Below are 12,835 nucleotides of genomic sequence, written 5' to 3'. Positions count from 1 at the left end.
ATCAGTCCTTCACGGTGCAGGATTAGCTTGTAGGAGAAAGTGTTCAGCAACATCGAGCATGCGGTTGGCAAACCCCCACTCGTTGTCGAACCAGGCCAGCAGGTTGACCAGGCGCGGGCCGGACACGCGGGTCTGGCTGCCGTCGACGATGGCCGAGTGCGGGTCATGGTTGAAGTCGCAGCTGGCGTGCGGCAGCTCGGTGTAGGCCAGCAGCCCTTTGAGCGGGCCACTTTCTGCCGCCTGACGCAGCACGCGATTGATTTCTTCTGCGGAGGTATCGCGTGCGGTCTGCAGGGTGATGTCCAGGCAGGAGACGTTGACCGTCGGCACGCGGATGGCCTTAGCCTGGATACGCCCGGTCAGTTCCGGCAGCAGGCGCTCGATACCCCGCGCCAACCCGGTGGATACCGGGATCACCGACTGGAAGGCCGAGCGCGTGCGGCGCAGGTCTTCGTGGTGGTAGGCATCGATCACCGGTTGATCATTCATCGCCGAGTGGATGGTGGTAATGGAGACGTACTCCAGACCCACCACCTCATCGAGAAGTTTCAGCAGCGGCACGCCGCAGTTGGTGGTGCAGGAGGCGTTGGAGACCAGTTGTTCGGCACCACTGAGGCACTGCTGATTGACGCCGTAGACCACCGTGGCGTCGATATCCGCCTCGCTGGCCATCGGCTGCGACAGCAACACGCGCGGAGCACCAGAGTCGATGAAACGCTGCGCCTGGTCACGGGTGACGTACTGCCCGGAACACTCCAGCAGCAGGTCGATGTCCAGCGCCGCCCAGTCAATGGCCTCGGGCTCGCTCTGGCGCAGCACCTTCACGCAATCGCCGTTAATATGCAGGCAGTCGCCATCGACCTTGACCTCGCCGGGAAAGCGCCCGTGGGTGGAGTCGAAGCGAGTCAGGTATTCGATGCTGGCCTGATCGGCCAGGTCGTTCAGCGCGACGATTTCCAGGCTCGCTGAATTGCCACGCTCGTGCAGCGCGCGCAGCACACAACGGCCGATGCGGCCATAGCCGTTGAGGGCGACACGATAGGGGCGATTGGACATGGCGTCTCGCAGGTTCGCAGTTCAACCCCCTCTCCCGCGGGCGGAAGAGGGGCGTCAACGCATCAGGCGTCCAGCAGTTCTTCGGCGGTGGCGACGATGTTGTCGACAGTGAAACCGAAGTGCTCGAACAACGCCGGGGCCGGGGCCGACTCGCCGAAACTGGTCATGCCGATGATGCGACCTTCCAGACCCACGTACTTGTACCAGTAGTCGGCGTGCGAAGCCTCGATGGCGATGCGCGCACCGACTTGCAGCGGCAGCACGTCCTGCTTGTAGGCGGCGTCCTGGGCATCGAACACGCTGGTGGACGGCATCGACACCACGCGCACCTTACGGCCGGCAGCGGTCAGTTTGTCGTAAGCAGCCACAGCCAGACCGACTTCCGAACCGGTGGCGATCAGGATCAGCTCCGGCTCGCCGGCGCTGTCCTTGAGCACGTAGCCGCCGCGCGCGACATCAGCCAGTTGCTGGGCATCACGCGGCTGGTGCGGCAGGTTCTGGCGGCTGAACACCAGGGCGCTGGGGCCGTCGGCGCGTTCGATGGCATGTTTCCAGGCTACGGCGGATTCTACGGCATCGGCCGGGCGCCAGGTGTCGAGGTTCGGCGTGCCACGCAGGCTGGCCAGTTGCTCGATCGGCTGGTGGGTCGGGCCGTCTTCGCCCAGACCGATGGAGTCGTGGGTGAACACGTACAGCACGCGTTTCTTCATCAGCGCGGACATGCGCACGGCGTTGCGCGCGTATTCCATGAAGATCAGGAAAGTCGCGCCGTACGGCACGAAACCACCGTGCAGGGCAATGCCGTTCATGATTGCGCTCATGCCGAACTCGCGCACGCCGTAGAACATGTAGTTGCCGGATGCGTCTTCAGCGGATACACCCTTGCAGCCCTTCCACAGCGTCAGGTTGGAGCCGGCCAGGTCGGCCGAACCACCGAGGAGCTCCGGCAGCAGCGGGCCGAAGGCATTCAGCGCGTTCTGGCTGGCCTTGCGGCTGGCGATGGTTTCGCCCTTCTCGGCGACATCCTTGATGTAGGCAGCGGCCTTCTCGGCGAAGTCGGCCGGCAGCTCACCGGCGATACGGCGCTTGAACTCGGCAGCCAGCTCGGGATGGGCAGCGGCGTAGGCAGCGAACTTGTCGTTCCAGGCAGCTTCGGCGGCAGCACCGGCTTCCTTGGCGTCCCACTCGGCGTAAATATCAGCCGGGACTTCGAACGGGCCATGGCTCCAGCCCAGGTTGGCGCGGGTCAGGGCGATTTCATCGTTACCCAGCGGCGCGCCGTGGCACTCTTCCTTGCCCTGCTTGTTCGGCGAACCGAAGCCGATGGTGGTCTTGCAGCAGATCAGAGTCGGCTGATCCACGCTCTTGCGCGCGGTCTCGATGGCCATCTTGATCTCTTCGGCGTCATGGCCGTCGACGTTGCGGATCACCTGCCAGCCGTAGGCTTCGAAGCGCTTCGGCGTGTCGTCGGTGAACCAGCCCTCGACCTCACCGTCGATGGAGATGCCGTTGTCGTCGTAGAAGGCGATCAGCTTGCCCAGGCCCAGGGTGCCGGCCAGCGAGCAGACTTCGTGGGAAATGCCTTCCATCATGCAGCCGTCGCCGAGGAACACGTAGGTGTTGTGGTCGACGATATCGTGGCCTTCACGGTTGAACTGCGCGCCCAGCACCTTCTCGGCGATGGCGAAACCGACGGCGTTGGCGATGCCCTGGCCGAGCGGGCCGGTGGTGGTCTCGACACCCGGGGTGTAGCCGTATTCCGGGTGACCCGGGGTCTTGCTGTGCAGCTGACGGAAGTTCTTCAGGTCATCGATGGACAGGTCGTAGCCGGTCAGGTGCAGCAGCGAGTAGATCAGCATCGAACCATGGCCGTTGGACAGCACGAAGCGGTCACGGTCGGCAAAGTTCGGGTTGCTCGGGTTGTGCTTGAGGTAGTCGCGCCACAGTACTTCGGCGATATCCGCCATACCCATGGGGGCACCGGGGTGGCCGCTGTTGGCTTTCTGCACAGCATCCATGCTGAGGGCACGAATGGCATTGGCTCGCTCACGACGGCTGGGCATCGCTGAATCTCCTACGGGGGCTGCTTCTGAATGAAGGGGGCGAAAAAAGGCGCCCATTTTCGCCCAGCCGCCCCCGCGGGGCAATGACAGATGGTCGTAGAGACTAAATCAACCTGCCTGCTCACTCAGAATGCCCACCACAGGACTACCCGCCCTATCCAGGCAAGGCGCCTCGTCACGCCAGGTTTCTGAACCGTGATCAGACGAGCCACAATACCAATATCAAAACTTTTTGATATTGGTATTGCTGTATGAAAAATGACCGACTAGACTGCGCCACCATGACCCTGCGCGCCTCCCAGCTGGAATTCGATCCCTGCGACGAGCTCGCCGCCCTGTGCAAGGCCGGCGGTGACCCGTTGCGCCTGAACGTTCTGCGCGCCCTGAGCAACGATTCGTTCGGAGTGCTGGAACTGGCGCAGATCTTCGCCATTGGCCAGTCAGGCATGAGTCATCACCTCAAAGTGCTGGCCCAGGCAGGCCTGGTGGCCACGCGCCGCGAGGGCAACGCGATCTTCTATCGCCGCGCCCTGCCCAACGGCCGCCTGCACGCCGCCATGCTGGAAGACATCGACGAATTGCCGCTACCCGGTGAAGTGCAGGCGCGTATCGCCACCGTGCACCAGCAGCGCGCCACCGTCAGCCGCGATTTCTTCGCGCGCATGGCCACCAGCTTCCAGGCCCAGCAGGATTTGATCGCCGGCCTGCCGCAGTACCGCGACAGTCTGCTGGCGCTGCTCGACGCGCTGGGCTTCGCCCCCAGCGCCACAGCACTGGAGATCGGCCCGGGCGACGGCGCCTTCCTGCCCGAGCTGGCGAGTCGCTTCGCTCATGTCACCGCGCTGGACAACAGCCCGGCTATGCTCGAACTGGCCAGCCAACGCTGCGCGGCCGAAGGTCTGCACAACGTCGAACTGAAGCTGGCCGATGCGCTGCAGGATGAACAGCTTGCCGCCGATTGCGTGGTGCTGAACATGGTGCTGCACCACTTCGCCACGCCGGCCGAAGCCTTTCGCAAGCTTGCCGGACTGGTCGCACCAGGCGGCAGCCTGCTGCTCAGCGAACTGTGCAGCCACGACCAGAGCTGGGCGCGCGAAGCCTGCGGCGACCTGTGGCTCGGCTTCGAACAGGAAGACCTGGCGCGCTGGGCGACGGCCGCCGGCCTGACGCCCGGCGAAAGCCTCTACATAGGCCTGAAAAACGGCTTTCAGATTCAATTACGGCACTTTGCCAAACCCGATGCGCACAGCGCCTTCAGCCTCCGGCAAGAAAGGAACCGATAGATGAGCGAATATTCCCTGTTTACCTCCGAGTCCGTGTCCGAAGGGCATCCGGACAAGATCGCCGACCAGATCTCCGATGCGGTGCTCGACGCCATCATCGCCCAGGACAAGCACGCCCGCGTGGCCGTGGAAACCCTGGTCAAGACCGGTGTGGCCATCGTCGCCGGCGAAGTGACCACCAGCGCCTGGGTCGATCTGGAGCAGATCGTCCGTGACGTCATCTGTGACATCGGCTACACCAGCAGCGATGTCGGCTTCGACGGCGCCACCTGCGGCGTGCTCAACATCATCGGCAAGCAATCCCCGGACATCAACCAGGGCGTCGACCGTGCCAAGCCGGAAGATCAGGGTGCCGGCGACCAGGGCCTGATGTTCGGCTACGCCAGCAACGAAACCGACGTGCTGATGCCGGCGCCCATCGTGCTCTCGCACCGCCTGGTCGAGCGCCAGGCCGAAGCACGCAAGTCCGGCCTGCTGCCGTGGCTGCGCCCGGATGCCAAATCCCAGGTCACCTGCCGCTATGAGAATGGCAAGGTCGCGGCTATCGACGCAGTCGTGCTGTCCACCCAGCACAACCCGGAAGTGAAATACGACGACCTGCGCGATGGCGTGATGGAACTGATCGTCAAGCACGTGTTGCCGGCCGAACTGCTGCACAAGGACACCCAGTTCCACATCAACCCGACCGGCCAGTTCATCATCGGCGGCCCGGTGGGCGACTGCGGCCTGACCGGTCGCAAGATCATCGTCGACAGCTATGGCGGCATGGCCCGTCACGGCGGCGGCGCCTTCTCCGGCAAGGATCCATCCAAGGTCGACCGCTCGGCAGCCTACGCCGGCCGCTACGTGGCCAAGAACATCGTTGCCGCCGGCCTGGCCGAACGCTGCGAGATTCAGGTGTCCTACGCCATCGGCGTGGCCCAGCCGACCTCCATCTCGATCAACACCTTCGGCACCCACAAGATCGCCGAAGAGAAGATCATCCAGCTGGTGCGTGAAGTCTTCGACCTGCGTCCGTACGCCATCACCAAGATGCTCGACCTGCTGCACCCGATGTATCAGGAAACCGCTGCCTACGGCCACTTCGGCCGCACGCCGCAATCCAAGACCGTCGGCGACGACAACTTCACCACCTTCACCTGGGAACGCACCGACAAGGCTGCCGACCTGCGCGCCGCCGCTGGCCTGTAAGGTTAAGTCGCAACACGAAAAGCCCCGCCCTGTGCGGGGCTTTTCATTGCGGCGGCTGACGAACGGAACACCATCCTCCCAGCGCAGGCCACTAATTCGTCTAGGCTGACTTCATCCCTTCAAGCACGGACGCTTGCCATGAAACGCTGGATTGCGCTGCTTCTTTTCCCGCTGACCGCCCAAGCCACCTCCTGCCCCGACTGGCCGCTGGATCGCGCCAGGGTCGAGCTCGACACCCTTGGCCAGCAGATCGCTCAATGGGACGACGCCTACCACAACCAGGGCCATTCGCTGGTCGCCGACGACCTCTACGATCAAGCGCGCGAGCGTCTGCAGACCTGGCACCGATGCTTCCCGACCAGCGGCAAGACGATGCCAGAGCCACTGACTGGCAGCACCGGCGCACTCGCGCATCCGGTTGTCCAGACCGGGCTACGCAAGCTGAACGATGCAGCCGTGAGCGAGTGGGTCGCCAGCCGCGACGACCTGTGGATTCAGCCCAAGGTCGACGGTGTCGCCGTCACCCTGGTCTACCGCGAGGGCATCTTGCAGCAGGCCATCAGCCGCGGCGATGGACGCCACGGGCAGGACTGGACAGCGCGCGCCAGGCAACTACCCGCCGTCCCTTCACGCCTGCCCGAAGCGCGCGACCTGGTCTTGCAGGGCGAACTCTACTGGCGCATGGAAGGCCACGTGCAAGCGCATGCTGGCGGCGCCGGAGCCCGTGGCAAGGTAGCCGGGATGATGGCCCGGCAGACCCTGAACGAGCAGGAGGCCGCCACCATTGGCCTGTTCGTCTGGGACTGGCCCGACGGCCCGGCGCAAATGCCCGAACGCCTGAAAGCACTGCACACACTGGGCTTCAGCGACAGCCTGCAGTACACCCAGCCACTCACGGATGCGCAGGACGCCCGCCGCTGGCGCCAGCGCTGGTTCAGCGAGCCACAGCCATTCGCCAGCGATGGCGTGGTGCTGCGCCAGGGTACGCGACCACCGGGCCAGCGCTGGCAGGCCGAAGCACCGCACTGGGCGATTGCCTGGAAGTATCCGGCCAGCCAGGCGCTGGCCGTGGTGCAGGCGGTAGATTTCAACATCGGCCGCAGCGGACGCATCACACCTGTACTGCGCTTACAGCCGGTCGACCTCGACGAGCGCCGCATCAGTCGCGTTGCCCTGGGTTCGCTGCAAACCTGGGAGAATCTGGATATACGGCCCGGCGACCAGGTGGCAATCCGCCTGGCCGGGCTGACCATTCCTCGACTCGACCAGGTCATCTGGCGCAGCCCGCAGCGGCCCTCGGTGGCGGTGCCGCGAGCAACGGACTACCACGCGCTGAGCTGCTGGCGCAGCAGCCCACAATGCCAACAACAGTTCCAGGCCCGCCTGGCCTGGCTCAGTGGCAAGCAAGGGCTGGCCCTGACCGGCGTCGGCCCTGGCACCTGGAGCCGCCTGCCCCTCGACGGCCTGCTCGACTGGCTGGAGCTGGACGCCGAGCAGTTGAAAAGCCTGCCAGGTATCGGCCCGCGCCGCGCCGGGCAATTGCAGCAGGCATTCAGCCAGGCCCATGACAGGTCGCTGCAACAATGGCTGCGTGCCCTCGGTGCGCCGCCGGGCTTCGACAATGGCGAGCTGGATGACTGGCGCAACTTGACCGAACGCCAGCGAGACGACTGGCTGCGCCAGCCTGGCATTGGCCAGAAGAGCGCGGAGCGGCTACTGGCATTCTTCAGCCACCCCGAGATCCTGCGCCTGGGCAGGCAGTTGCAGCACGCTGGCGTGGCCAGTTTTCAGGCAGGGGGAAATCGCCGCAAGGCTGATCCGGATCAGCAGATCGGCCACGCAGGTCGAACCTCGCGCACCGACCAGGGTCAGTTCGAAAGAGGCCCCCACGAGGAAACACCATGATTCGTCAAACCGCCCTACTCGGCCTGCTGCTGGCCGCCAATCTGAATGCCGTGCCGATCCTGGCCGCCGAACCCGCCAGCGGCTGCGCCACCAAGCGCCAGGTCATCGAGGAGAAGATCGAGGCCGCCCGCCAGAGCGGCAACTCGCGCGAACTGGAAGGGCTGCAGAAGGCTCTGGGCAACGTCGAAGCCCATTGCGATGACGCCACCCTGCACAGGGAGCGCCTGGCCAGCGTGGAAGAGGCTCGCCAGGAAGTGCAGGAGCGCGAGATGGATCTGCGCGAAGCGATGGACAAGGGCGACCAGGAGAAGATCGCCAAGCGTCAGGCCAAGCTAGCCGAGTCGCGCGCCGAACTGGAACAGGCCGAGGCTGAAGCGCGCGCCGATCAGTAAGCGCGGAAGGCCTTGTGGCAGGCCTCGCAGCTGTCCTCGACGGCCTGCACAGCGGGTTCGAGCGCAGAGCGACGCAACGGCTTAGCGGTCGTGGCCTGCACCAGTGCAGCGGTGGCCTGCTCCAGGTCGCGCGCCATCTTCTGGAACTGCTCCTGACGCTGCCAGACTTCAGGACTGGCCTTGCTGCGCTCATCATCCGCCACCGACGGAAAATGCTGCCAAGGCTCGCGTGACAAGCGATCGAGCTCGGCAGCGCCGCTGATGAAGCCGGCTTCATCGTAGGGAATGCGACCACGCAGCATCCCACCCAGATCCTCGCTGACCTTGAGCATTTCCTTGAACAGCGCCTGACGTTTACCCAGTGGCGAGTTGGGATCGACTCCGCCACAGGCAGCCAGGGCCAGGCAGACGCAGGTGAGCATCAGGAGTTTCTTCAGGGTCATCGACACGACTTCCGGGCGACAAAGGGCCGCCAGTATCGCGGCTCGCCCCCACCTGGCCAAGCGACCTCTTGTCACAACACCGATCTTTCACCCGCGCCAGTCAGCCGGGGTTCAGGTACGAAAGCGTCCCAACTGGCTATTGAGCTGCTGCACCTCGCCCTGAATCTGCGCGCTGACCCGCACCACGCTCTCGGTTTCGCCCTGGCTGCGCTCGGCCAGGCTGGAGATATTCGTCACCCGCTGGTCGATCTCCTGCGCCACCTGGCTCTGTTGTTCGGCCGCAGTGGCGATCTGCGCATTGAGCGCATTGATGCCATCGACCGCTCCGACGATGGTTTCCAGCACTTCGCTGGCCTGGCGGATATGGCTCAGGTTGTCATCGGCCAGTGCCGCGCTGTGCTGCATCGCCAGCACCGCATCGCGCGCACCGCCTTGCAGGCGCTGAATGATCGCCTGGATTTCACCGGTGGACTGCTGGGTACGACTGGCCAGCGTGCGCACCTCATCGGCGACCACAGCGAAACCGCGACCGGCCTCGCCTGCACGCGCGGCCTCGATGGCCGCATTGAGCGCCAGCAGGTTGGTCTGCTCGGCAATCCCGGTAATCACTTCGAGCACCTTGCCCACACCACCGGTTTCAGCCTCCAGACGCTGCACCTGTTCGCCGCTGCGTCGCAGTTGCTCGACCAGCTCGGCTATCTGCGCAGAGCTGCGCTGCACCACCTGCCGACCGCTCTGCGCACGATCATCGGCGCTGCGTGCCGACTCGGCAGCGTGAGCGGCGTGACGCGCTACCTCGGCCACGGTGGCACTCATCTCGTTCATCGCCGTTGCCACCTGATCGAGATCCTCGTACTGACGACGTACACCATCACCGGCGGACTGCGCTGCACCGACCACGCTGCCGACATGCTCACCAGTGCGCTCGCCACTGCGCTTGACCTCCGCCAGCAGGCCTCGCACCTGTTCCTGCATACGGTTGTAGCCGGCAAAGATACGGCCGATCTCGTTGTCGCCCTGATGGCCATCCAGACTACGAGTGAAATCGCCGGAGCCGACTCGCGTCAGCGCACCTTCCACCGCCTTGAGGTTGTGCATCAGCGGCCGCAGGCCGAACTGACGGCCCAGCACCACCAACGCCAGGATGCCCAGCACGCAACCGAACGCCAGCCACATCTGCCGGCGCTGGCTACCTTCGGCGTGGGCGGCCATCAGGCCGACGGCCTGGTTCATCTCCCGCAACAACTCGACCGACTGCTGCTCGAGCGCCTTGAGGTCGACGGCCGTATCGCCGGACACCATGCGCTGCAATTGGCCGCGAAAACCCTGCCAGAGACCACCGACCTTGTTCATCTGCGCCTGTACGCTCGGCTCGGCAATGGCGCTGATATTGCGTGTCGCGTTGCCACTCAGCAGGTCGCGATGGGCCGCATCGAACTGCGCCATGGTCGCCTCCAGCGTCGCGGCGGGCAGCACACCCTCGCGCAGCAGCAGCGCTTCCTTGGTCATCTTCTGGCTGAGCATGCGCTGCGCACCGGCCACGTTGATGGTCTCCGGCGACACCGACATGCTCAGGTACAGCGCCACCGACGCGACCACGGCAAGCAGGAACATCAGCGCGTAGGAAAACAGGAATTGCTGATTCAGCGTGCGCAGGCCAATGGCACTGAGCAAACGGTCGAAGAAAGTACTGACGAACATGGCGGGCTCCCTGGCAGTCGGCGGGAATCCCCGCCAAATGATGAGGAGCAAGCAAGAACATGGCCAGGCGCCAAGCGCACTGCAGACCGATTGCTCGCGACAAACGCACCAGAACGGCGCAACGAGCAAACGGTCACGCGCCGTTTTGACTCATCGCCTACAACAGGCTTGCAACACGCCAGCTCTCAGCCGAGCAGGTCAAGCGGAGACCACGAACAAGGACACGATCAGCCCCATGCCGGCAAACCATACCAGCGAGCGCAGCGGCCCCCAATCGGCCAGGTAGCAGATGAAATACAGCACACGGCTGACGATGAATGCCACGGCCAACTGATCGAGCAACGCCTGCTCGGCACCACCGACCTGGTGGGCAATGATCACTGCCGCAGCGAATGCCGGGGTGACCTCGAAGCCGTTGAGCTGAGCATTGTTGGCCCGCTTGCGCCAGCCCTCCAAGGTGCCGAGAAAGGCGCGCGGATCCTGATTGGCACGCGGGCCGTAGCCAGGGCCGAGGAACTTGGCGCTGGCGGTGCCCAGGTAAGGCAACAGGATGGCGATCAGAACGCACCAGTAGGCGAGGGTCATGGCTTGGCTTCACTCGAAAGGTCGGGAAGCCAAGCCTGGGCGAGCAGTGTCGTGGCGTCCATGGCCGCGTCCGCCAATCATGCCGGCGCTTCGGCCAAGTCTGCGGCGATCCCGGCCAGCATCGCTCACTCCTGGAAGCGATCCTTGGCATAGGTGATCACGGTCTTGCCATGTGGCGCTGGCTGGCCATCCTCGCCAAGGTTGACGAACACCAGCTTGTCGATGGTCAGGATGCTCTTGCGGGTCACCTTGTTGCGCACTTCGCAGCGTAGCGTGAGCGAGGTACGGCCGAACTCGGTGGCCGTGATGCCCAGCTCGATGATGTCGCTTTGGCGCGCCGAGCTGACGAAATTGATCTCGGAGATGAACTTGGTGACCACGCGCTGATTGTCGAGCTGAACGATGGCGTAGATCGCCGCTTCTTCGTCGATCCATTTCAGCAGGCTGCCGCCGAACAGGGTGCCATTGGGGTTGAGATCCTCGGGCTTGATCCACTTGCGAGTATGGAAATTCATGCAGTGTCCTCCGTGCCAGATTGGACGCCCATGATGCGCCCGCAACGCTGCGCTTGTCGTGGCATGCCTGGCTATGACAGTCATAGTCAGGCAAATGCGACGGAAAGCCTTGGGCTGCGCTGCGCACAAGGCTATAATTTGCCGGTTTCACGCAACCGGCACCGCTCCGGTTGCGCCCGCCACCTGTCCGAGGGGCGCTGCAGCAGGGCAACCTGTCAGGCTCGGATGGGGCGTTAACCATACGCATCAACGGCGCCCATTCGCAGACAACGAATGGAGTGCTATTGCATGTCTTTCAATGATTTCAAAGTCGCCGATATTTCCCTGGCCGATTGGGGCCGCAAAGAGCTGATCATCGCCGAGTCCGAGATGCCGGCACTGATGGGCCTGCGCCGCAAATACGCCGCCAGCCAGCCGCTGAAAGGCGCGAAGATCCTCGGCTGCATCCACATGACAATCCAGACCGGCGTACTGATCGAGACGCTGACCGCCCTGGGCGCCGAAGTGCGCTGGTCGTCGTGCAACATCTTCTCCACTCAGGATCAGGCCGCTGCCGCCATCGCCGCCGCCGGCATCCCGGTATTCGCCTGGAAGGGCGAGACCGAAGAAGAGTACGAGTGGTGCATCGAGCAGACCATCCTCAAGGACGGCCAGCCGTGGGACGCCAACATGGTGCTGGACGACGGCGGTGACCTGACCGAGATCCTGCACAAGAAATACCCGCAGATGCTCGAGCGCATCCACGGCGTCACCGAAGAGACCACCACTGGTGTGCACCGCCTGCTCGACATGCTCAAGGCCGGCACCCTGAAAGTCCCGGCGATCAACGTCAACGACGCCGTGACCAAGAGCAAGAACGACAACAAGTACGGTTGCCGCCACAGCCTCAACGACGCCATCAAGCGCGGTACCGACCACCTGCTGTCGGGCAAGCAGGCGCTGGTCATCGGCTACGGTGACGTGGGCAAGGGCTCGGCCCAGTCGCTGCGCCAGGAAGGCATGATCGTCAAGGTGTCCGAAGTCGACCCGATCTGCGCCATGCAGGCCTGCATGGACGGCTTCGAGCTGGTTTCCCCGTACAAGAACGGCATCAATGACGGCACCGAGGCCAGTGTCGACGCTGCGCTGCTGGGCAAGATCGACCTGATCGTCACCACCACCGGTAACGTCAACGTCTGCGACGCCGGCATGCTCAAGGCCCTGAAGAAACGCGCCGTGGTTTGCAACATCGGTCACTTCGACAACGAGATCGACACCGCCTTCATGCGCAAGAACTGGGTGTGGGAAGAGGTCAAGCCGCAGGTGCACAAGATCCACCGCACCGGCGCCGGCAGCTTCGATCCGACCAACGACGACTACCTGATCCTGCTGGCCGAAGGCCGTCTGGTGAACCTGGGCAACGCCACCGGCCACCCAAGCCGCATCATGGACGGCTCGTTCGCCAACCAGGTACTGGCGCAGATCTTCCTGTTCGAGCAGAAGTTCGCCGACCTCTCCGCCGAGAAGAAGGCCGAGCGCCTGACCGTCGAAGTGCTGCCGAAGAAGCTGGACGAAGAAGTCGCACTGGAAATGGTCAAGGGCTTCGGCGGCGTGGTCACCCAGCTGACCAAGCAGCAGGCCGACTACATCGGCGTGACCGTGGAAGGCCCGTTCAAGCCGGACACCTACCGCTACTGATCCACAACCGTAGGGTGGGTTAGC

General features: G+C 64.1%; 10 protein-coding genes, 1 pseudogene and 1 riboswitch. Of the genes and pseudogenes, 5 read left to right on the top strand and 6 right to left on the bottom strand.

All coding sequences use genetic code 11. From position 1 onward, the window contains the following. Positions 1-9 precede the first annotated feature (9 nt). Both epd and tkt read right to left on the bottom strand, forming a co-directional pair. Positions 10-1,056 (bottom strand): erythrose-4-phosphate dehydrogenase, encoded by a 1,047-nt coding sequence (gene epd / locus HS968_RS02470; protein ID WP_182369996.1) that lies wholly within the window; start codon positions 1,054-1,056, stop codon positions 10-12. 62 nt (positions 1,057-1,118) lie between these two features. Then, positions 1,119-3,119 carry a transketolase gene (tkt, locus tag HS968_RS02465; protein WP_182369995.1) on the bottom strand — a complete coding sequence of 667 codons (2,001 nt, stop codon included), beginning with the start codon at positions 3,117-3,119 and terminating at the stop codon, positions 1,119-1,121. A gap of 281 nt (positions 3,120-3,400) precedes the next feature. Here tkt and HS968_RS02460 point away from each other — a divergent pair, with 281 nt between their 5' ends. The 4 genes and pseudogenes from HS968_RS02460 to HS968_RS02445 all read left to right on the top strand — a co-directional run bounded on the left by HS968_RS02460 (position 3,401) and on the right by HS968_RS02445 (position 7,890). Next, a complete protein-coding gene (locus HS968_RS02460; protein ID WP_182369994.1) occupies positions 3,401-4,402 on the top strand; it encodes an ArsR/SmtB family transcription factor in 1,002 nt (333 codons plus the stop codon). Next, positions 4,403-5,593: a methionine adenosyltransferase gene (gene metK / locus HS968_RS02455; RefSeq protein ID WP_182369993.1), complete on the top strand. Its 1,191-nt coding sequence runs from the start codon at positions 4,403-4,405 to the stop codon at positions 5,591-5,593. A gap of 138 nt (positions 5,594-5,731) precedes the next feature. Further along, a pseudogene (ligB, locus tag HS968_RS02450) lies at positions 5,732-7,381 on the top strand (NAD-dependent DNA ligase LigB); the annotation flags it as partial. Positions 7,382-7,494: 113 nt separating this feature from the next. Further along, entirely contained in the window at positions 7,495-7,890 is a 396-nt protein-coding gene (locus tag HS968_RS02445) for a DUF1090 domain-containing protein (RefSeq protein WP_182369991.1), read from the top strand. Here HS968_RS02445 and HS968_RS02440 read toward each other — a convergent pair. From HS968_RS02440 to HS968_RS02425, 4 genes are all read right to left on the bottom strand, one after another. Beyond that, positions 7,884-8,333 (bottom strand): c-type cytochrome, encoded by a 450-nt coding sequence (locus HS968_RS02440; protein ID WP_182369990.1) that lies wholly within the window; start codon positions 8,331-8,333, stop codon positions 7,884-7,886. The genes HS968_RS02445 and HS968_RS02440 overlap by 7 nt on opposite strands. 111 nt (positions 8,334-8,444) lie before the next feature. Further along, a complete protein-coding gene (locus HS968_RS02435) occupies positions 8,445-10,034 on the bottom strand; it encodes a methyl-accepting chemotaxis protein (RefSeq protein WP_182369989.1) in 1,590 nt (529 codons plus the stop codon). Positions 10,035-10,232: 198 nt separating this feature from the next. Then, entirely contained in the window at positions 10,233-10,619 is a 387-nt protein-coding gene (locus HS968_RS02430) for an MAPEG family protein (protein WP_179623582.1), read from the bottom strand. A gap of 125 nt (positions 10,620-10,744) precedes the next feature. Continuing rightward, positions 10,745-11,134: an acyl-CoA thioesterase gene (locus tag HS968_RS02425; RefSeq protein WP_179623581.1), complete on the bottom strand. Its 390-nt coding sequence runs from the start codon at positions 11,132-11,134 to the stop codon at positions 10,745-10,747. A 183-nt stretch (positions 11,135-11,317) separates the two neighbouring features. Further along, positions 11,318-11,399: riboswitch (S-adenosyl-L-homocysteine riboswitch) on the top strand. A 23-nt stretch (positions 11,400-11,422) separates the two neighbouring features. Here HS968_RS02425 and ahcY point away from each other — a divergent pair. Then, a complete protein-coding gene (ahcY, locus tag HS968_RS02420; RefSeq protein WP_238338904.1) occupies positions 11,423-12,811 on the top strand; it encodes an adenosylhomocysteinase in 1,389 nt (462 codons plus the stop codon). Positions 12,812-12,835: the final 24 nt, after the last annotated feature.

Origin of the sequence: Pseudomonas berkeleyensis (assembly GCF_014109765.1) — a bacterium.
Taxonomy (GTDB): domain Bacteria; phylum Pseudomonadota; class Gammaproteobacteria; order Pseudomonadales; family Pseudomonadaceae; genus Aquipseudomonas; species Aquipseudomonas berkeleyensis.
Note: the sequence above shows the minus strand (reverse complement) of the source record. Positions and strands in the feature narration are given on the sequence as shown.